This is a genomic window from Pseudarthrobacter sp. PS3-L1 (genome assembly GCF_030063285.1).
Taxonomy (GTDB): Bacteria; Actinomycetota; Actinomycetes; order Actinomycetales; family Micrococcaceae; genus Arthrobacter.
In genome coordinates, this window is record NZ_JASISU010000002.1 from 270,901 (window position 1) to 291,201 (window position 20,301).

At 61.6% G+C, this 20,301-nt stretch carries 19 protein-coding genes; 11 read left to right on the top strand and 8 right to left on the bottom strand.

The genetic code is table 11. From position 1 onward, the window contains the following. The first annotated feature begins 82 nt into the window (after positions 1 to 82). Positions 83 to 1,288, top strand: coding sequence for a CapA family protein (locus QMG79_RS05705; protein WP_283537619.1), 1,206 nt, complete (start codon positions 83 to 85; stop codon positions 1,286 to 1,288). A gap of 102 nt (positions 1,289 to 1,390) precedes the next feature. On the opposite strand, the gene QMG79_RS05710 is transcribed toward QMG79_RS05705, so the two are convergent. The 4 genes from QMG79_RS05710 to QMG79_RS05725 are packed head-to-tail and all read right to left on the bottom strand — an operon-like array spanning position 1,391 to position 5,386. Next, positions 1,391 to 2,233 carry a class I SAM-dependent methyltransferase gene (locus QMG79_RS05710; RefSeq protein ID WP_283537620.1) on the bottom strand — a complete coding sequence of 281 codons (843 nt, stop codon included), beginning with the start codon at positions 2,231 to 2,233 and terminating at the stop codon, positions 1,391 to 1,393. Then, positions 2,230 to 3,348: a glycosyltransferase gene (locus QMG79_RS05715; protein WP_283537621.1), complete on the bottom strand. Its 1,119-nt coding sequence runs from the start codon at positions 3,346 to 3,348 to the stop codon at positions 2,230 to 2,232. The genes QMG79_RS05710 and QMG79_RS05715 overlap by 4 nt, the downstream gene beginning before the upstream one ends. Next, on the bottom strand, positions 3,345 to 4,097 hold the full coding sequence (locus QMG79_RS05720; RefSeq protein WP_283537622.1) for a type 1 glutamine amidotransferase: 753 nt from the start codon (positions 4,095 to 4,097) through the stop codon (positions 3,345 to 3,347). The genes QMG79_RS05715 and QMG79_RS05720 overlap by 4 nt, the downstream gene beginning before the upstream one ends. Further along, on the bottom strand, positions 4,094 to 5,386 hold the full coding sequence (locus tag QMG79_RS05725) for a Mur ligase family protein (RefSeq protein WP_283537623.1): 1,293 nt from the start codon (positions 5,384 to 5,386) through the stop codon (positions 4,094 to 4,096). Before QMG79_RS05725 ends, QMG79_RS05720 begins: the two co-directional genes overlap by 4 nt. 90 nt (positions 5,387 to 5,476) lie before the next feature. Between QMG79_RS05725 and pdxT the strand changes: the two genes are divergently transcribed. The 8 genes from pdxT to secF all read left to right on the top strand — a co-directional run bounded on the left by pdxT (position 5,477) and on the right by secF (position 12,988). Further along, positions 5,477 to 6,274, top strand: coding sequence for a pyridoxal 5'-phosphate synthase glutaminase subunit PdxT (pdxT, locus tag QMG79_RS05730; RefSeq protein ID WP_283537624.1), 798 nt, complete (start codon positions 5,477 to 5,479; stop codon positions 6,272 to 6,274). A 3-nt stretch (positions 6,275 to 6,277) separates the two neighbouring features. Beyond that, a complete protein-coding gene (locus tag QMG79_RS05735; RefSeq protein WP_283537625.1) occupies positions 6,278 to 7,033 on the top strand; it encodes a YebC/PmpR family DNA-binding transcriptional regulator in 756 nt (251 codons plus the stop codon). Between the two features lie 31 nt (positions 7,034 to 7,064). Continuing rightward, on the top strand, positions 7,065 to 7,643 hold the full coding sequence (gene ruvC / locus QMG79_RS05740; RefSeq protein WP_283537626.1) for a crossover junction endodeoxyribonuclease RuvC: 579 nt from the start codon (positions 7,065 to 7,067) through the stop codon (positions 7,641 to 7,643). An 81-nt stretch (positions 7,644 to 7,724) separates the two neighbouring features. Continuing rightward, positions 7,725 to 8,369 (top strand): Holliday junction branch migration protein RuvA, encoded by a 645-nt coding sequence (gene ruvA, locus QMG79_RS05745; protein ID WP_283537627.1) that lies wholly within the window; start codon positions 7,725 to 7,727, stop codon positions 8,367 to 8,369. Beyond that, positions 8,362 to 9,450: a Holliday junction branch migration DNA helicase RuvB gene (gene ruvB / locus QMG79_RS05750; protein ID WP_283537628.1), complete on the top strand. Its 1,089-nt coding sequence runs from the start codon at positions 8,362 to 8,364 to the stop codon at positions 9,448 to 9,450. Before ruvA ends, ruvB begins: the two co-directional genes overlap by 8 nt. 238 nt (positions 9,451 to 9,688) lie before the next feature. Beyond that, positions 9,689 to 10,072 (top strand): preprotein translocase subunit YajC, encoded by a 384-nt coding sequence (yajC, locus tag QMG79_RS05755; protein ID WP_283538009.1) that lies wholly within the window; start codon positions 9,689 to 9,691, stop codon positions 10,070 to 10,072. A gap of 112 nt (positions 10,073 to 10,184) precedes the next feature. Then, the gene (gene secD, locus QMG79_RS05760; RefSeq protein ID WP_283537629.1) at positions 10,185 to 11,978 is read left to right on the top strand and encodes a protein translocase subunit SecD; all 1,794 of its coding nucleotides are present in this window, start codon (positions 10,185 to 10,187) and stop codon (positions 11,976 to 11,978) included. Beyond that, positions 11,978 to 12,988, top strand: a complete 1,011-nt coding sequence (secF, locus tag QMG79_RS05765; protein ID WP_283537630.1) for a protein translocase subunit SecF — start codon at positions 11,978 to 11,980, stop codon at positions 12,986 to 12,988. The genes secD and secF overlap by 1 nt, the downstream gene beginning before the upstream one ends. A 142-nt stretch (positions 12,989 to 13,130) precedes the next feature. Here secF and QMG79_RS05770 read toward each other — a convergent pair whose 3' ends face one another. Further along, positions 13,131 to 13,307, bottom strand: a complete 177-nt coding sequence (locus QMG79_RS05770; RefSeq protein WP_283538050.1) for a hypothetical protein — start codon at positions 13,305 to 13,307, stop codon at positions 13,131 to 13,133. Positions 13,308 to 13,407: 100 nt separating this feature from the next. Here QMG79_RS05770 and QMG79_RS05775 point away from each other — a divergent pair, with 100 nt between their 5' ends. Further along, positions 13,408 to 15,567 carry a RelA/SpoT family protein gene (locus QMG79_RS05775; RefSeq protein WP_502934703.1) on the top strand — a complete coding sequence of 720 codons (2,160 nt, stop codon included), beginning with the start codon at positions 13,408 to 13,410 and terminating at the stop codon, positions 15,565 to 15,567. Here QMG79_RS05775 and QMG79_RS05780 read toward each other — a convergent pair. From QMG79_RS05780 to QMG79_RS05790, 3 genes are all read right to left on the bottom strand, one after another. Then, positions 15,448 to 16,167, bottom strand: a complete 720-nt coding sequence (locus QMG79_RS05780; protein ID WP_283538011.1) for a type IV toxin-antitoxin system AbiEi family antitoxin — start codon at positions 16,165 to 16,167, stop codon at positions 15,448 to 15,450. The genes QMG79_RS05775 and QMG79_RS05780 overlap by 120 nt on opposite strands. A gap of 163 nt (positions 16,168 to 16,330) precedes the next feature. After that, positions 16,331 to 17,905, bottom strand: coding sequence for a DUF349 domain-containing protein (locus tag QMG79_RS05785; protein ID WP_283537631.1), 1,575 nt, complete (start codon positions 17,903 to 17,905; stop codon positions 16,331 to 16,333). 64 nt (positions 17,906 to 17,969) lie between these two features. Next, positions 17,970 to 18,764 carry a peptidylprolyl isomerase gene (locus QMG79_RS05790; RefSeq protein ID WP_283537632.1) on the bottom strand — a complete coding sequence of 265 codons (795 nt, stop codon included), beginning with the start codon at positions 18,762 to 18,764 and terminating at the stop codon, positions 17,970 to 17,972. Positions 18,765 to 18,930: 166 nt separating this feature from the next. On the opposite strand from QMG79_RS05790, the gene hisS reads away from it, so the two are divergent. Further along, positions 18,931 to 20,289: a histidine--tRNA ligase gene (gene hisS, locus QMG79_RS05795; protein WP_283537633.1), complete on the top strand. Its 1,359-nt coding sequence runs from the start codon at positions 18,931 to 18,933 to the stop codon at positions 20,287 to 20,289. Positions 20,290 to 20,301: the final 12 nt, after the last annotated feature.

Genomic DNA, 20,301 nt, shown 5'->3' on the forward strand with positions numbered 1-20,301 from the left:
TGCAGCACCGCTCCGTGTTCACAGTTTCCAAAGGACGCGACCTGCACCGCCTGTCAGGTCCGCCGTCGTGCTCGCTGCTGTGGTGGTTTTAGCAGCATCGGGATGCGGGCTGGTGGCGGAGGACAACGCCCGCAATGGTGGAGTATCAAACTCTGCACCAGGCCCTGGCTCGGCCAGCATTGGCCTCCTCACTAACCAGCCGCCTTCGAGCACCCCAACGCCCGTGGCCACTCCTGGTAAAGGCGCTGACTGTCCCACGCTGAGATGCGCATCAGTGCTGTTGACCGGGGACATGCTGGTGCATGCCCAACTCTGGCAGCAAGCGGCGGAAGATGCTGCTGCGGCCGGATCACCAGGACTGGATTTCAGAGCACTGCTCGAGGGACAGCGGCGCTATATTGCCTCGAGTGATCTGGCTATCTGCCATCAAGAGACCCCTGTAGCTGGCCCCGAGGGTCCGTTTTCCGCGTATCCGTCCTTCAACGTACCGCCGCAGATCATCACGGCGTCGAAGGCTGTTGGCTACCAGGCCTGCACCACGGCCAGCAACCACACCATTGACCGGGGTACCGAAGGGCTCGAGCGGACACTTGACGCACTGGACGCGGCAAAACTGAAGCACACTGGCTCATACCGGACCGAGGCAGCGGCGCAGCAGCTGCTGATCTTACCCACGCCAGCGGCCAAGATTGCCGTGATCCAGGGAACGTATGGCCTGAATGGACAGGTCCCGGATTTTCCGTGGCAAGTGGACATGCTCGATGCGAACACAATGATCGCCAAGGCCCGGCAGGCGCGAGCACAAGGTGCTGACATTGTTCTCGGTGCCATGCATGCAGGGGAGGAATACGCCAAAGTCCCCAATGCCGAGCAGGAAGAGGTCGCTCACGCCTTGGCGGACAGCGGGGAATTCACCATGATTTACGGTCACCATACCCATTCGGTGCTGCCGATCGAGAAGTACATGGGCACCTGGATTGTGTATGGTCTGGGTAACGGTGTCACGGAGCTCTCGCCCACATACCAGGCAAACAACGAGGGTCTTCTGGTGCGAGCCCAGTTCAGCCAGGACGGTGCCGGTCGATGGAAGGCCTCGGATCTTGCCTGGGCTGGATCGCTGATGGTCCGCGATCCCTACCGTTGGTGTTCGGTTGCCGCCGACGCTCCCCAAGGTGTCTGCTCAGGTCCACAGACCGATGCCGAGTCAAGGATGCGGACCAAGACCATTGTGGAGTCGATGGGGGCCGCCGACGCCGGTGCGCACGAACTGCTGATTAGCGCACCATGAGCTGCGGGTTGGGTGCGCAGCGGCCTTCCCGGATGATAGGGCGGGTCCGTGCGCGCCGGGCAGCTAGCCGCGGTCTGAGCTGACGCCTCCTGTGCCAACGGTCTACGGCGTGGGCAAAGCCAGGACGTCAAGGTGCCCGATCGTGGCCCGTTCAGTGGTGTCCCGCGCGTCGAACCAGGCCTGGGCCTCCCCAGGGGTCACGGCTCCGGCCTCGGCAGCAGCCTCGGCAATGCCACGTGCCAGTTCAACGGCAAGGGCCCCGGACTCCAATTCCCAGGGTGAGGAACCTGTGGTGACGGTGAAGCCGGCAGCCTGAAGCCGTTGGGCCAGGCCTTCTGCCGCGCGCGGCCCCGCCGCGCGTCCAAAACCCTTGTCTGTCTGCTGATGCGCATTAAAGCCGGACAGGATGGCAGCGTCCCCTTCATGCGACGGGACCCACTCCTGGAGACCGTCGTAGGTCAGGACGGTGTACAGCGGAATACCGGCATCCCGGAGTGCGGCGGTGAAGGTATCCAGCCAGCCCTCCGATACAAGATCAAAAAGTGCTGCAGCGCTCACCAAATCCGGCGTGGGATCGGCTGTCAGGACGGAGTCCAGATCCACTGTCAGGTCGGCTTGCCGGAAGCTGATAGCCAGGAGTTTGCCGTCTTTCCTGACCAGGAGGGACTCACCGTCATCGCGGGCTTCATCTGCCCAGTTGGCGAGTACATCGCGGGCAGCGCTCAGGAGGGCTGGATCGTAGTCCACCAGCGTCCATCTTTGCCTGTCAGGCAGGAGGTGGAAGGTCCCCCGAAGGTTAGAACCGGCACCACAGCCCAGATCTACCACCCGAATGCTCCGGTGGCTGGCAAAGTGTTCACGCAGGGCTGTGGCAACCGGCAGCGAACGGGCAGCGTGGTCCGCAGGCTCGCGCAGGGCCAGCCAGTCAGCGCTGAAGCCGCTCATGCTGCCCGCCCCATCGCTGCCGCGTGCAGGACACCTGCAACTGTGGAAGCCGTGTCGTTCCACCGTGGCAGATGTTCTCCAGCAGCCCACGAGCGTTCTGCCGTGGCTGCCCGGAGGGACGGGTCCGCCAGCATGGCCCGTAGTGCACCTTCCAGGGCCGGTGCATCATAAGGGGCCACTTTAAGGGCTGCACCATCGGGGACTGTTTCTGCCGCAGCACCGCCCGTTGTGGATACGATCGGCAGCCCATGGGCCATTGCTTCAGTTAGTACCATTCCAAATCCTTCATAGAGAGACGGCATCACAAACACGTCACTGGAGCAATACGCGGCGTCGAGCGCTGCCGTCTCTAGGATCCCCGCGAAGTGGATTCGGTTTCCCAGCCCGGTGCGTTCGAGTGCTTCCCGTACCGCGGCCACTTCCCTGGGTGAGCGGCTGGTGTCACCGACAATCCGGAGGTTCCAGTCGAGGTCCTGTAGTCGAGCCAGCGCCTCGACCAGGACTGTGTACCCCTTGCGTGGTGTGACAGTCCCCACGCAAAGCAGGCTCAACGGACCTGGCATCCCATTCCTGGATGCGGCGTCCGGGCGCGAGCCCGTGGCACGGCGCGCTGCAAAGGTGCCGGGAACTGCAACGGTGATGCGTTCAGCGGAGACGCCGTAGGTGTCAGCCAGAAGGTGGGCGGTGTTTGCGCTGGTGACAATAACGTGGCGGGCGTGCGCCAGCGCATTCCGCTCGGAGTGCTCCAGCCGGTGGCGTTCTGCCGCCGAAATTCCAGTTTCCAGCGCAAGGGGGTGGTGAACCAGGGGGACCATCGTCTGAGTGATGTCGGCAAGGACTTTGACCGGAAGAGCCCCATAGGCCAGACCGTCCACCAGCACGACGGCGGTTTCCGGCAGCCCGGCGAGCGCGCGTTGGGTGCCCACAATGTCAGCCCCTGTGGGCTTGGGGAAGGATCCCGGCAGCACCACGTGATGCAGGGTGAGGCCGGTTGCCGGAATAGCGGCCATGAGTTCCCTGGCGTATCCGTACCCTCCGGTCAGTGTGGCGAGGTCCCCGGGAACCGCAAAATGAAAGCTGATGTCCGCATCGCTTCCCTCGCCACGGTAGTTCACCGTGGCCGACGCGCCGCTAGTTCGCGTGCTTTGGCAACATACCTGTCATCCAGGCTGCCGGGGCTGTAGGAGCCAAACTTCCTGGTGGCCGCTGTCTTGATCAGGAAGTCGGCAACGGCAGGATTCTTTGGCAGCAGCGATCCGTGGAGATAGCTTGCCACAACATTGCGGTAGCGGACTCCCTCATGGCCGTCTGTGCTGTTGTTCCCCATACCCTTCGTGGTGGTGCCCAACGGGGCGACACCGCTGCCCAGTGTGGTCTGACCGCTGTGGTTCTCGTAGCCAAGGACGTCGCCAAACTCGTCTGTGGCAACGACCACATTTCCAATCAGGCGTTCGTCGGTGCCGTGCGTCTCCACATCCAGAACGCCGATTCCCTTGATTTCGGACCCGGTCCGGGTCACAAAACGATGCCCGAAGAGCTGGTACAGCCCACAAATCACCAGCATGGGCGTGCCGCCGTCGGCCAGTGTCTTGAGTTCCTGCGCCCGTTCCAGGAGGTCCGCCTGGATGACCAGCTGGCCACTGTCCTGGCCTCCACCGCCCACAATAATGTCAACGTCGGCCGGGAAAGGGTCGCCCACGTTGTACTCGAGGAGCTCTGGGGTGTAACCGTGCCACGAAATACGGCGCTGCATCACCAGGGCATTGCCCCAGTCACCGTAGATGTTCATGTCCCGAGGGTAGAGCTGCAGAACGCGCAGGGTTCCCTTGCTGGTGGACTCGCGAACAGCGCTCTGGTCTGTCATGAGACAACCTCCACTGTGGTGATTTTCGACAGCTCGCGACGGATGGCGAGCATGGCCGTGTAGGTGCAGAAGATCCGCTTGGGCTTTCCCTGTGCTGATCTGATGAAACTGGCCAGGGCCGGAGCGATTTCCGGGTCGACGGCGCCAATCCTGACGTCGTCGTATTGCAGCCGCAGGGCCATGTCGTAAGCACGCGCGCCAGTGAGTTGGTCTACCCCGCCGTCGCGCAGCGAATCGAATTCCACGTCCCACAGCCATGACATGTCGCGGCCGTCGGCGTAGTTGTCATTGATGGCCACCATGGTGGCGTAACCGCCAGCGGGGAAGGACTTCAGGCCGAGACGGAATCCGCTGGGGTTTTTGACAAGCACGAGATCCAGGGGTTGTCCTTCTACGGTCAGGCTCTCGCCTCGACCGAATGCCGGTTCCACCTGGGAGAGCGCTGTCAGCAGGGTGTCCTGGTTGGCTTTTGCCGCCCCTGCCACACAAATGCGCCGGGCCAGCGTCAGGGCTGCTGCTGCGTTGAAGATGTTGTAGACCCCACGCAGTTTCATCTGTGTTGTCACAGTGGCACCGTCGTACTCGAACGTCGCCGAATCCGCGCCCACCCCGCGGAGGACGACGTCGGCATCCGGTGTGCTGGGTAGCCCGGCGGGGACGGCGCCGCCTGGAGCCGTGCGTAAATCATCGTCGTTGGGAAACGTGCTCAGGAGGGAATCGTCGAGGCCAAACCAGGCGACATCCTGTCCGGTGAGCTGCTCCGCGATCCGGGCAACCCTGGGATCCTCGCGGTTCAAGACCACTGTGTCGGTGGTCTTCGCTGCAATCAGGGCCAGAAGGTCGGCTGTCTTGTCGATTTCGCCAAAGCGGTCGAGCTGGTCACGCAGTACGTTCAGTAGCAGGCAGTAGCGCGGGGGCACCCGATTGACGAAGTGGACTGCGTGGGCTTCGTCGAGTTCCAGGATGGCAATGTCCGCATCCAGGCGTCCACGCCAGTCCACATCCCCCAGGAGCGCCGCAGCTACGCCGCGGGTGAAGTTGCTGCCGGTGCGGTTGGTAAAGACCTTCAGGCCCTGGCTTTCCAGCAGTTCGACCACCATTTTTGTGGTGGTTGTTTTCCCGTTTGTGCCACTGACCACTGCCACACCGTGCGGAAGAGTGGACAGCGTTCGCTGCATGAATCCGGGATCGATTTTCTCTACCACCAGGCCAGGAAGTGCCGAGCCGCCGCCGCGGAGCCTCGAGACCTTACGGACCAGCTTGCCAAGCGGAACACTGAAGTAAAACATGCTCTGTAATATATCCCAGTGCAGGCATAAACCCCGTGGGACGTTTCACCGGGCCGGAATCGGCGCGGGCCGGGCCACTATGCTTGATGGATGACAAATTCCGCCGCAGAGCATGCTGGCACTCCCGCTGCCACCCTGGCCGCAGCCTCCCTGCTGGGATCCCCGCGCGGTGGTGGACCGCACGCTGGTGCCCAGGGCAGATCAACAAAAGTGCCTGCCGGCTCAGGACTGCGCATTGGGGTCCTGGCGTTGCAGGGCGACTTCCGTGAACACCTCCGTACAGTCATCGATTTGGGTGCCGAGGGAATCCCGGTCCGCCGCCCGGCTGAACTGGCTCATCTTGACGGGCTCATCATTCCCGGCGGTGAATCAACAACCATTGACAAACTCGCGCGGGCATTCGGCGTAACGGATCCGCTTCGGGAGAGCATTCGTGCCGGTCTTCCGGTCTACGGCTCCTGTGCGGGGATGATCCTGCTGGCGGACCGGATTGCCGATCCCGCCACGGACCTCGCGGGCAACCCGCAGCAGACCTTCGGCGGACTGGACATCACGGTTCGCAGGAACGCTTTCGGTCGCCAGCGCGAGTCTTTTGAAACGGACCTGCTCTTTGAGTCACTTGATTTCAGTGCAACAGAGGACGGAGTTGCACCCGTTCATGCCGTCTTTATCCGGGGCCCCTGGGTGGAACAGGCCGGGCCGGAGGTCCAGGTACTGGCACGTATTGAACCGTCACCCGAGTCTCATCCGGCGGAGAGCGCACCAGGGGCGGCTAGAATTGTGGCAGTGCGGTCCGGCCCCCTGCTGGCCACCTCCTTCCACCCGGAAGTGACAGGTGAAAAACGCATTCACGAACTTTTTATCCACATGATCAGAGGAGAAGCGTAAAGCATGTCAGGCCACTCCAAATGGGCAACAACCAAGCACAAAAAAGCCATCCTTGACAGCCGACGCGCTAAATCATTTGCCAAGCTGATCAAGAACATCGAGGTCGCCGCCCGCATGGGTGGTCCCGACCTTTCCGGAAACCCGGGGCTCGAGCTTGCTGTCACCAAGGCAAAAAAGACGTCAGTTCCGGCAGACAACATTGACCGTGCCATCAAGCGCGGCGCGGGCCTCACCGGCGAAGTGGTGGACTACACCGAGATCATGTACGAGGCACGCGGCCCGCAGGGATCGGCTCTCCTGGTGGAGTGCCTTACCGACAACAAGAACCGAGCAGCGTCAGAAGTCCGGCTGGCCATCTCCCGCAATGGTGGAACCATCGCCGATCCTGGGTCGGTCAGCTACCTTTTCACCCGCAAGGGCGTTGTGAACCTTCCCAAGAATGGACTCAGCGAGGACGACGTCCTGATGGCCGTCCTGGATGCAGGGGCCGAGGAAGTCAAGGACAACGGCGAGACGTTCGAGATCCATTCCGAACCCACCGACCTGCAGGCTATCCGCGATGCCCTCACGGAAGCTGGTATCGACTATGACACCGACGAGGCGGAGTTCATCCCCTCGATGCAGGTGGAGCTCGACGTCGACGGCGCACGCAAGTTCCTCAAGCTCGCCGACGCCCTTGAAGAGCTCGACGATGTGCAGAACGTCTACAGCAACGCGGACCTCAGCAGCGAAGTGCAGGCCGCGCTGGAAGCTGAATGATCTACGTCATCCTGCATGGTGGGGCCCGGACATGACGCTCAGGGTATTGGGCGTTGATCCGGGCCTGACGCGGTGCGGCATTGGCGTGGTGGATGTTGAACGCAACCGCCGCGCCACGCTTGTCGCGGTGGGTGTCGTGGGGACCTCTCCCGAGCAAAGCCTTGACCAGCGGCTCCTGGTGATCGCGCTTGCCATCGACGAGTGGCTGGACCGTCACGAACCGCACGTGGTGGCTGTGGAGCGCGTTTTTTCACAGCTCAATGTCAGTACCGTCATGGGGGTAGCGCAAGCGTCCGGCGTCGTCATTGCGGCCGCCGCTCGCCGTGGAATCCCGGTGGCCATGCACACCCCCTCCGAAGTGAAGGCCGCCGTCACCGGCAGCGGTACCTCCAACAAGGACGCGGTAACCAAACTTGTCACAAAGATCCTGAGGTTGGAGGCGCCGCCGCGTCCGGCCGATGCCGCCGATGCCCTGGCCCTGGCCATCACGCACGCCTGGCGGGCAGGAACCGGGGCATCCATCGCCACCACGGGGCCGGGCAGCCAGTCCCTGACACCCGCGCAGCGCGCCTGGGCCGAAGCCGAGGCAAAGGCGCGCCGCGGACGCTGAACACGAGAGTGACTTGCTAGGCTATTCGTAGATATGTTCGGATGTCCGGCGCAGGCCGGCAGTACAGCAGGAGCCCAGGCCTTGATCAGTTTTCTCCGCGGAACCGTGGCACACGTAGGCCTGTCCACGGCCGTGATCGACCTCAATGGAGTCGGCATGAGCGTGCAGGCCACTCCGCAGACCCTGAGTACTTTGTCCCTCGGAGAAGAAGGCACTGTCCACACCTCGCTTATTGTGCGTGAGGATTCATTGACGCTTTTTGGCTTCTCGTCGGAGGATGAGCGTGAAGTTTTTGACATCCTGCTCAGCGTCAGCGGCATTGGGCCACGGCTTGCACTTGCGGTCCTGGCAGTTCACGAACCTGAAACCATCCGGGTTGCGGCACATTCGAGCGATTCCAAGACATTTACCAAAGTTCCCGGCATCGGTCCCAAGGTGGCTGGCCGGATTGTCCTAGAGCTTGCGGGCAAGCTGGTGCCTCACGGTACAGCCGGCAGCCCTGCCACGGTCAGTGCTGCCGATGCTGCCTGGAAGCCAAAGGTGATTGCGGCCATGACCAGCCTTGGCTGGTCAGAGAAGGACGCCGCGATCAACATTGACAAGGCCCTGGCTGACGATCCGGAAGTTGTGTTCCGGGGGAACGTGGCCGAGATCCTGCGGACCACGCTGCGCTGGTTGGGCCAAGACATTTCACGCACCAACGCCAGGGCTGGCACCCGTGGCTGAACCCTCTGTGGTGGCAGGGGTCGAAGAACCCGAGGAGCGTGCCATCGAGGCCGCGCTTCGCCCGCGGAACCTCGACGATTTTGTGGGTCAACATCGCGTCCGCAAACAACTTTCCCTTGTCTTGCAGGCCTCACGGATGCGTGGCAGGAGTGCTGACCATGTACTTTTTTCGGGTCCGCCCGGGTTGGGAAAAACAACCCTGGCCATGATTGTTGCCGCCGAGATGAATGCGCCGCTGCGCATTAGCAGTGGCCCGGCCATCCAACATGCCGGGGACCTCGCGGCGATTCTTTCCTCCCTGTCCGAGGGCGAAGTCCTGTTCCTCGATGAAATTCACCGCATGTCCCGGCCTGCCGAGGAAATGCTCTATATGGCCATGGAAGACTTCCGGGTTGACATTGTGGTTGGCAAAGGTGCTGGCGCAACAGCAATCCCGTTGGACCTTCCACCGTTCACGCTGGTAGGTGCCACCACGCGGGCAGGCCTCCTGCCAGGTCCTCTTCGGGACAGGTTCGGATTCACCGGGCACCTAGAGTTTTACTCCGTTGCAGAACTCGAACTGGTGCTTCGCCGGTCCGCGGGACTTCTGGACCTGAAGGTGAACTCCGCCGGTTTCAGCGAGATCGCGGGCCGCAGCAGGGGGACACCACGGATAGCCAACCGACTCCTGCGCAGGGTCCGGGACTGGGCTCTGGTGCATGGGATTGACCAGATTGATGCACGTGCAGCATCAGCGGCGCTGGACATGTACGAGGTGGACAAGCGCGGTCTCGACAGGCTGGACCGGGCAGTTCTTGAAGCCCTGATCGTAAAATTTGGTGGCGGTCCCGTGGGCCTTTCCACCCTGGCCATTGCGGTAGGGGAGGAACCAGAGACCGTGGAGACAGTAGCTGAACCCTTCCTGGTGCGCGAAGGGCTGCTCGGGCGGACGCCTCGGGGTCGGATCGCCATGGCCCCGGCGTGGACACACCTGGGGTATGTGGCCCCAGCCGGCGCCTTTGGACAGGACATCCTTGACGTTTTTGAACAGTCAGATGCAGAGGTGTCGGGTGACGGCACGTGGGGTGACCCCGCGCAATAGCAGCGTGCTGTCAGCTTTTCCCTTTAGACTGATATGACGCCCGGCACGTTCGGGCCTTGTTACCTGTTGTGGCGCCATGCGTTGCGGTTGGTCGGCAGCCCTCGGTGTTGCCCCGATTAAAGGTGCGAATCGAACGTCGCTGTCCATCAGTCAAGCAAGTACAGAACGGAACCCACCTGTGTTCGGACATCTTTCTGCCCAGACCACCACAGCCCCTGCCTCCGGCGGCATCGACATCATGACAATCCTGCTTTTTGTCATGCTTGGTCTCTTCATCTTCATGATGTTCCGCCGCAACAAGAAGGCCAAGAGCCAGCAGGCTACGTTGCAGTCCCAGTTCGCACCGGGCGTTGAAGTCATGACCAGCTTCGGCCTCTTCGGCCGGATCATCTCCATGAATGATGAAGAGAACAAGGTGGAGCTTGAGCTCTCACCGGGCAACATCGCCACCGTGCACCGCCAGGCAGTCACCAAGATTGTTGAGCCAGTGGCTGTCGAAACAGCCCAGGTTCCTGATGATGCATCCTCGATCACCTCTGCAGATACGTCCGCTGGCCGTCCAGAAACCGCTGACGAGACGCTTCGGCGCCTCGAAGGCGAAGGCAAAAAAGACAACCAGTAATCTTCACGGCACGTGAGTGCCGGACCGCAGCGGCAATATCGCCTGCTCGCGACCGCCAGCGCAGTCCCCTGGGGCTGCGCTGGCGGCTGCTTACTTAAGAGAAAGATCTTCCATGGCACGAACTGGCCCCAAATCAACAGCTGTAAGGGTGCTGGTCTGGCTCGGCGTTATCATCGCCGTCCTGACAGCAGTCCTGGCCGGCGGCAACCTCGCAGGACAGGCCAGCTGGGCCCCCAAGCTTGCCCTCGACCTAGAGGGCGGAACGCAGATGATCCTTGCGCCGCGGGTCGAGGGGGATTCCGCCATCAGCGAGGACCAGCTGAACCAGGCTGTCTCGATCATCCGCCAGCGTGTTGATGGATCGGGTGTCTCGGAGGCAGAAATCAGCACGCAGTCCGGACGCAACGTTGTGGTCAGTCTGCCTGGTACGCCTTCTCCGGAAACCCGCCAGCTGATCCAGGCGTCGGCTGACATGAACTTCCGCCCCGTGATCCTTGCAGGTGATGGTGCGCCAGTTCCGGAAGCGTCGCGCACCCCCGAGGACCAATTGCCGGTCCCTACGGCTGAACCCACCAATGGCAGCGATACCAATTGGGTCACGGCGGACATCTACAAGGAGTTCGAGGCCCTGGACTGCGCCAATCCGGCACAGGACCAGCGCGAGTCCTCAGATCCCACCAAGCCGTTGGTAACCTGTGAGCCGGCTACTGAGACAACGCCTGCCATCAAGTACATCCTCGGGCCCGTTGAAGTTGAGGGTGGCAGTATCGTCACATCCAACTTCCAGCTCAGCCAGGGTGCCCAGGGAGCCGTAACCAATGACTGGGCTGTCACCATCCAGTTCAACGACGAAGGTACCCAGAAGTTCAAGACGGTAACGGAACGTCTGAACCAGTTCTACGTTGCCGCCGGTGGCGAGACCGGATCCGACCCCAAGTCCCAGTTCGCTATTGTTCTTGATGACCAGGTCATCTCAGCTCCGCGCGCCCAGGCCTCGATTACCGATGGCCGTCCGCAGATCACGGGCAGCTTCACCGAACAGTCGGCTAAGGCACTCTCTGATCAGCTTCGATTCGGCGCCCTTCCCATCAGTTTCGAAATCCAGAGCGACCAACAGATTTCAGCAACCCTCGGTGGCGAGCAGCTGAGGATGGGACTGCTGGCAGGAATCATCGGCCTGCTCCTGGTGGTGGTCTACTCCCTGTTCCAGTACCGGATGCTGGGACTGGTAACCATTGCGTCGCTTGTTGTGGCCGGAGTCCTGACCTACCTAGCAATCGCAATCCTGGGCTGGACGGAAAACTATAGGCTCTCCCTCGCCGGCGTTGCCGGCCTCATTGTGGCGATCGGGCAGACGGCAGATTCATTTATTGTCTACTTCGAACGGATCCGTGATGAGCTGCGCGAAGGCAGGGGACTGGTCTCCGCCGTCGAGAACGGCTGGAAGCGGGCCAAACGGACCGTGTTGGCGTCCAAGGCCGTGAACCTGCTGGCCGCCCTGGTGCTGTATTTCGTGGCGGTAGGAAACGTGCGTGGCTTCGCTTTCACGCTGGGGCTGACGGCGCTTGCTGACCTGATTGTGGTCTTCATGTTCACGCATCCCACACTGCAGCTTTTGGCACGCACCAAATTCTTCGGTGAAGGCCACCGTTTCTCCGGCCTGGACCCGGCGCGTCTCGGTGCCGTGCCGCTCTATCGTGGAGCGGGACGTATCCGCACTCCGGACGTCAAGCCTGACGTGGTGAGGCCCAAGAACACTGGCGCAGCAGCGGAAGCTGGACGTCGCATGACGATTGCTGAACGACGTCTGGCGGAAGCACAGGACAAGGGATCTTCATCGGCTGCCGGTCAAGCGCAGTCATCTGGCACAGCGAAGTCCACCGGCGCAGCCAAGGAAGGCAAGTAATGCCCAGTTTCGCCACATTTGGCAACGAACTCTATAGCGGAAAGCGCTCCTACAACTTTGTGGGAGGCAAAAAGCTCTGGTTCCTCATTGCGGCCATCGCGGTGGCCCTCTCCATCCTTATTCCGGTGGCCAAGGGTGGTTTCAATCTTGGCATCGAATTCAGGGGTGGGTCCGAATTCACTGTCTCCAATGCAGCCAACACCGATCCGAGCATCGGTGAAACGGTTGTTCAGGACGTAGTCAGTGGAAGTATTCCCCGGGTGGCGAACGTCGCCGGAACAACCATGCGGATCCAGACTGACCGGTTGAATGATGACGAGACCCTGCAGATCAAGGACGGTCTGGCAACAGCCTATGGCGTGACCGAAAATGAGGTGACCTCGACCTTTGTTGGACCCACGTGGGGCCAGGACGTTACCAAGCAGGCATTGATTGGGCTTGTGGTGTTTGTCCTCCTAGCGGCTGTTCTGATGGCCCTGTATTTCCGGACGTGGAAGATGTCGCTTTCAGCGATTGCGGGCATGGCCGTCACCATGTTCATCACGGCGGGGATCTACTCGATCAGTGATTTCGAAGTCACGCCCTCAGCCATCATCGGGTTCCTGACGGTGCTCAGTTACTCGCTGTACGACACAGTGGTGGTGTTCGACAAGATTCGCGAAAACACGGCGGACATCACCAAATCGACGCGCAGAACGTTCGCTGAAGAGGTCAACCTGGCCGTCAACCAGACTCTTGTGCGCTCCATCAACACCATGATGGTTGCCATCCTTCCGGTTGGGGCCATCCTCTTCATCGGTGCAGGCCTGCTCGGTGCTGGTACCTTGCGCGATCTATCCCTGGCGTTGTTCGTGGGAATTCTGGTGGGTACGGCGGCCACGATCTTCATCGCGGCGCCCATGTACGCATGGCTTCGCCAGAATGAGGTTGAGCTCCGCACCCAGGCACAACGCGTCACCGATCGCCGCGACGCGGCCACTACGGAGTCTCAGGAGCCGTCAATCGGCTGAACCTGTCTTGGCAGGCTGAGGCTGTCTCGTTACTTCCAGAAGCGGAGTGGTGCACATCAGGATCCTGGTGTGTGCCACTCCGCTTCTTTGTTGGGGAGAGCCGGTTACAAAAGAATCCGGGCACAGGAATACACTGGGATATCTAATCGGCCATGAGGAGTGCATCAGTGGAAGAGCGTGCAAGTTCAGTGCCAGTCGCGGGAGAAAGCGCCGCCGCAGTAACTGAAGCGACGGTTGCACCTTCCACAAGCCCAGGAACCGTCTCGCCTGCCGGCCCATCACCGCTGGTTCCCGTGGACAATTCTGGTTCGCGTCCCACGTTTCCTGGTCGACGGGAACGGACTCGGTCCCGCCTGGCGTTCCTGACGGGCAGGGGAGGGGCTACCTACTCGCCCATACTCGAACCTCTGCTACGCACGGTGCGGGCCAATAACCCCAAAGAAGATTTTGACCTCATTCAGCGGGCCTTCGATGTTGCCGAAGTCAGCCATCGGGGGCAGAAGCGCAAGTCGGGCGATCCCTACATCACCCATCCTGTCGCCGTGGCCACGATTCTGGCCGAACTTGGCCTCAGTGGCACCACCCTTGCAGCCGCCTTGCTCCACGACACCGTTGAGGACACGTCGTACACACTTGATGACCTCAAACGGGATTTTGGCCCGGAAGTCGCCATGCTGGTGGATGGAGTCACCAAACTCGACAAAGTGAGCTTTGGCGATGCTGCGCAGTCTGAGACGGTCCGCAAGATGGTTGTGGCCATGGCCAAGGACATTCGCGTGTTGATGATCAAACTTGCGGACCGGCTGCATAATGCCCGCACCTGGCGTTTTGTCTCAGCGGCGTCCTCGGCCAAGAAGGCCCGGGAAACCCTGGATATCTTCGCACCGCTGGCGCACCGGCTGGGCATGAACACCATCAAGTGGGAGCTTGAAGATCTTTCTTTTGCCGCTCTTTATCCCAAAGTCTATGAAGAGATAGTCCGGATGGTGGGGGACAGGTCCCCGGAACGCGAGAAAAGCCTCAGCGTGGTCCGCGACCAGATCACCGAGGACCTGCGCACTGCGAAAATCAAGGCAACAATTACCGGGCGGCCAAAACACTATTACTCGATCTACCAGAAGATGGTGGTCCGGGACAAAGACTTTGACGACATCAATGACCTGATGGGCGTGCGCGTCCTGGTGGATTCGGTCAAGGACTGCTACGCGGCACTGGGATCCATGCATTCGCGGTGGAACCCACTTCCGGGCCGGTTCAAGGACTACATCGCCATGCCCAAGTTCAACATGTACCAGTCCCTCCACACCACTGTGATTGGTCCAGGGGGCAAGCCTGTCGAGATCCAGATCCGCACCCATGAGATGCACAGGCGAGCCGAATATGGTGTTGCCGCCCACTGGAAATATAAGAATCAACCCAACCGGACAGCCGTTGGGCCCGGTAGCCCCCGCGACGGGGACATGGGCTGGCTCAGGTCCCTTGTCGACTGGCAGCAGGAAACGTCAGATCCCGGTGAATTCCTGGACTCCCTGCGGTTTGAGATCAACGCGCCAGAGGTCTTTGTTTTCACGCCCAAGGGCGAAGTCATGGCACTGCCTGCTGGTTCAACGCCCGTTGACTTTGCGTATGCCGTCCATACCGAGGTAGGGCACCGGACCATTGGCGCACGTGTCAACGGAAAACTCGTTCCGCTTAACAGTGAACTCAACCATGGCGACTGGGTTGAGATATTCACCTCAAAAGCTGAGGGGGCCGGACCCAGCCAGGACTGGCAGCACTTCGTCAAAAGCGCGCGGGCCAGGAACAAAATCCGCCAGTGGTTCAGTAAAGAACGCCGCGAGGAGGCCATTGACCGTGGCAAGGACCTGCTGACCCGGGCCATGCGCAAGCAGAATCTCCCACTTCAGCGGCTGATGACCCACGAGGCGCTGGCCAGCGTGGCCGAAGAATTTAAGTATGTCGACATTTCGGGCCTTTACGCCGGGGTGGGCGACGGCCATACGTCGGCACAGTCTGTCATGGAGAAGCTCGTTGACAGCGTGGGCGGCAAGGACCTCGCAGATCACGACATCAGCGAGACGAACCTGCCCACCCAGGTGACCAAGACACGAACGTCCGATTCGGGCGTTATGGTCAGGGGCGTTGATGATGTCCTGGTAAAGCTTGCACGATGCTGTACTCCAGTGCCACCAGATCCGATCCTTGGTTTTGTCACCCGAGGGTCAGGTGTCTCCGTGCACCGGACAGACTGCACCAACATCAGCGACCTCACTGATAAGCCGGACCGGATCGTGGACGTTGAATGGGCACCCACCCAGGCCAGCGTGTTCCTGGTCGAGATCCAGGTGGAAGCCTTGGACCGCAAATCGCTGTTGTCGGACGTGACCCGGATACTCTCTGAAAACCATGTAAATATTCTGGCGGCCAGTGTGCATACGTCCACGGATCGCTTGGCCATTTCAAAGTTCGCCTTTGAGATGGGGGACCCCAAGTACCTGCACCATGTCCTGAACGCTGTCCGGCGCATTGACGGAGTCTTCGACGTCTACCGCACCACAGGTAACCAGCGCCGCAGCTGAGGCGGCGAGCTTCTCCAGGGCGGCAACTTTGTGCGGCAACCGTGGGCTTGTCGAGATCGCTAGCTCCAGCAAGCGGAGACGGACGTCGCCCTGTCGGCGTTGCAGAAGCTTTTGAAGGGCCGGGACAGCAAACTCCGCTGGGACATGCAACGCAAGGTCCACAGCGGTCCGCAAGGGACTTGAAACCATCAATCCGCCGAGGCTGACAACATCGCAACGGCCGAGGGTGACCTGATGGAGGGTACATCCCCGGGTTGCGCGCAATGCGGAGATGCGGTGATTCGAATCCACCAGCAACGCCAGCCGTTCTGGAGGCGGGCTGCAGCCGTGAATCCACGCCGCAGTCATGCGTCCAGCTACTACCCGGCGCCTGATGCTGGCTGGAACTCCACGTGCGGCAGCCCTGGCCCGCAAGGAGGCAGTGGGCGACTGTCCCGGAAGCAGATAGGCATCGCGGAAAAGATGCGCAAGGATCCCGTCGGAGCACAGGGATTGCAGTTCCGGCCAGCTGAACAGGTCACCTGGCGTATAGAGCTCCAGGGGCCGGAGATCCCCGGCCGGGATCAACGACCCCGGGACCAACGGCGCCCACGATGTCATTTGCGCCACTGACGCGTCCGCTGGTTGGCGCGGGGTGCAAGCGCTTCTGCGAGGATCCATCCCGCCATCTTGCCGTGCCAGGGCTTAACGGCAACAGGTCCCACCCCGGCAATGTGGAAAACCGGAGTGGGACCTGTTCAGGTGCTGACCTTACGCGGTCAACTCAGGAGAGTTCGCTCGCCGAGCGCTGGATGGTATCCAGCCACGCCTGCCGGGCTTCCAGGGCCTCGCGCGCAGCTTTGATCTTGCGCTGGTCACCGGCTTTTTCGGCAGCCGCGAGATCGTCCTGCAGGCCCGCAATGGCTGACTCAAGCTGCGAGAGTGCGCTGTTGGTGCGCGCTTTTGTCTCGGGGTTGGAGCGCTGCCAGTTTTCCTCCTCTGCGCCCTGGACCGCATCTTCGATCTTGCGAAGACCAGCCTCGATCCGGCCCATGTCAGCCCGCGGCACCTTACCGGCGTCCTCCCACCGTTCACGAATGGACTGCAGCTGCTTTTTGGCAGTTGCAAGGTCCTTGACTGGAAGGATGGTCTTGGCTTCCTCGAGCAGGGCTTCCTTGACCGTCAGGTTGGCAGAGTACTCCTGGTCGATCTCCTCATTGGCTGCCTGGCGGTGCGTAAAGAAGACGTCCTGCGCGGCGCGGAATCGCGCCCAGAGAGCGTCGTCATCCTTGCGACTGGCCCGCGGAGCGGCCTTCCAGTCATCCATCAGACGGCGGTATTCCCCAGCGGCGTAGCCCCACTCCGTTGAGGAGGACAACGCTTCCGCCTCGGTGATGAGCTTTTCCTTTGCTGTCTTTGCAACGGCGTTGTTGCTGTCCAGCTGGGAGAAGTAGGCGCGACGGTGCCGGTCAAAGATTGTCCGGGCCGACCGGAAACGCTTCCAGAGAGCGTCCTCGTTGCTGCGACCCAGGCGGATGCCGCTCTTCTGTGCTGCTTTCCAGGCGTCGAAAAGCTCAGCCATGCGTGCACTGGACGTTTTCCACTGCACCTGTGCAGGATCGGCACCGGCGATTTCTTCAGCCTCGGCAACAATCGCTTCGCGTGCGGCGAGTTCTGCAGCGCGGACGGCATCGTGTTCTGCCTTTTCGCCACGCTCCAACACACTGACCTGTTCGGCAAGAGCCGTAAGGCGAGCTTCAGCGGACAGGATGTCTCCCACCATGGTGCGTGCCGCAAGCTGTTCGCGGAGGTGAGTGACAGCCTTTTGCATATCGGTACTGGGTGCTTTGGAGCTGACGCGCTGCTCAAGCAGCACGAGCTGGGCCAGAACGTCGTCGAACTTCCTCGCGAAGTACGCCAGCGCTTCGTCGTCGCTGACACCCGGATACTGTCCAGCTGACTGCTCGGCGCCGTCGATGGTGACAAAAACGTGGCCATCACCCTCCACGCGACCCCAGCGGGCAGCCTCCGCCAACGTGGTGGCAGCCACAGCTGGGGTAGCCGCGGCTGCCGGAGCAGCAGCTGCTGGCTTGGGCCGGGCCGCGAAAGCAGCAGGGGACGGCGCAGCCGGACGGGCGGGTGCAGGCGTCGGAGCGGCCGTGGCGGGAACTACCTGTTCCTGTGCTTCAGGCGCACTTTCGGCGTCGTTCTCTGCAGCGGGTACTGCGGCTACCTCAGCCGAGTTGCTGGCTGGAGCCGCAGGAGCAATGTCAGTGCTAGGTTCTTGGCTTGCCGGAGCCGCCTGGACCTGGTCTGTTGCTGCCGCTGCTGTTTCGTCGGATTGCTGACTGTCTGTCACCGCTAAAAGTCTTTCATTCGGAGGGAAGTGCTCGCTCACCCAGCTAGCCGGCAGGCCGGTATGCCTAACTGAGTGTGAACGAGTCTATCGTGACTGGTTGCGCAGGCGCGCCGTCCTCGCCCTGTGATCCATCGGCTGCGGGAGCAAGCCCGGCGTCGGCAATGGACTGCACAACGTCCAGTCCATTTGTTACGCGACCCACTACCGCATATCCACCCGCTGCATCGGCCGGAATGGTGGTGTCCTTGTAGGTGACGAAGAACTGGGTTCCGTTGCTGTTCGCGTCACCGGCGCGCGCCATGGCGATGGTCCCGGCGGGGTAGATGTTGTTGGCTGGGGCGTTCTCGATGGGTCCCCATGAAAACTCCGGAGTTCCCGCACCATTTCCGGACTGGGACCCACACTGTAGGACACCAAATGAATCGCCGGTGGTGAGCCGGTGGCAGCTGAGCCCGTTGTAGAAACCCGCATCACTGAGCGTTTTCAGTACTGAGGCGGCCTGTGGGGCTTTGTCGCCATCAAGCTCTACGGCCATGCTGCTGCCGTTGAGTACCAAATCCCCGGTCAGCGTTTTCCCGGCAGCAACGTCAGGAGAAGGGACGGGAGGTAGCGAAACGGCAGGGGCGGGTGTTTCCGTCAGGCCGTTTTCAGCTGCCGCAAATTCGGCCGCGGTCGGATTGTTGGCAAAGGCCGTGAACCCCAATATCACTGCAAGGGCCAGCGCTCCGACGCCACCCGCCACGGCGATTGTATTGTCACGCTTGCGTCGCGCAGCCTGGTTCTTGCGCAGTTCACGCTTCGCCTCCATCTGCTGGATCCGCCGTTTTGCTTCGCGCGTGGTGCGTGAACTCGCCGCCAAGGGTCCTCCTGAAGGTTGGGCCGGCGTTCTGCAATGCCGGCAGGGAGCGCATAAACTGACTGCCGCACACAGTTTATGCGCCACATGCATCTCAGTGTCCCAGCCGGGCCTTGTGGGCCCGGCGGACGCCGAGACTTCCACGCCGTTCTAGAGGAGATTTTCCACCATGGCACGCAACGCCTCCCTGTCAGGATTTCCCGAGCTGCTCCCCGCGGAGCGTCTGGTGGAGCAGCATGTGCTCGATACGCTGCGCAGGGTTTTTGAGTTGCATGGTTTTTCCTCGATCGAGACGCGCGCGGTCGAGACTGTTGGCCAGCTGCTGCGCAAGGGCGAGATCGACAAGGAGGTCTATGGCCTGAGCAGGTTGCAGGACGACGCGGGAAGTCCCGCGGCGGCTTCCGCCAAGCAGGATCCGAACTCTTTGGCCCTGCATTTTGATCTGACTGTTCCTTTTGCCCGCTACGTCGTGGAGAACGCTGGGTACCTGGCGTTCCCGTTCCGCCGTTACCAGATCCAGAAGGTCTGGCGTGGCGAACGCCCGCAGGAGGGACGTGCACGGGAATTCACCCAGGCCGACATCGACGTGGTTGGCGATGGCGTCTTGCCGTTCCGCTATGACGTTGAGATCGCGCTGGTCATCGCAGCGGCCCTTGGCGCGCTGCCGATCCCGGACTTCCTGCTCCGGATCAATAACCGCAAGCTGGCCGAAGGCTTCTACCAAGGAATTGGGCTTGAGGACACGGCCGGAGTTCTCCGCTGCATCGACAAGCTGGAGAAGATCGGTGCCGCCAAGGTCGCTGGCCTGCTTCGGTCCGAGCTTGGTGCATCTGAAGAACAGGCCGCAGCGGCCCTCGCCCTCGCGCAGATCCGCACCACTGACACCTCCTTTGTCGCCCAGGTCCGGGCACTCGGTGTCACAAACGAGCTCCTTGAGGAGGGGCTCAGCGAGCTTGAACAGGTGATTGCGGCAGTGGTGCAGCGTGCGCCAGGGAAAGTGGTCGCGGACCTCAGTATTGCCCGGGGGCTGGATTACTACACGGGCACGGTGGTGGAAACAGTCTTGGTGGGCCACGAGCAACTTGGCTCCATCTGCTCCGGCGGCCGGTACGATGCGCTTGCAACCAAGGGCAACCGGACGTTCCCGGGCGTGGGCCTTTCGATTGGTGTGACTCGCCTGGTGGCCCGGATCCTGAGCCAGGACCTTGCCCGGGCTTCGCGGAGCGTTCCCACTGCCGTGCTGGTTGCCCTGGGCTCCGAGGATTCCTGGAGCGGTGCCCAGGACGTTGCTGCCCAACTGCGTAAGCGGGGAATACCCACCGAGGTGGCGGCCACAGCGGACAAATTCGGCAAGCAGATCAAGTTCGCGGACCGCCGTGGCATCCCCTTTGTGTGGTTCACGGACGACGCCGGTACACACCAGGTCAAGGACATCCGGTCCGGCGGACAGCAGGAAGCCGACCCGGCAACCTGGTCGCCGGCACCGGAGGACCTCACCGTTCAGGTAACCAGCCGTCCTGGCGCCTAGGTTCGTGTGGCC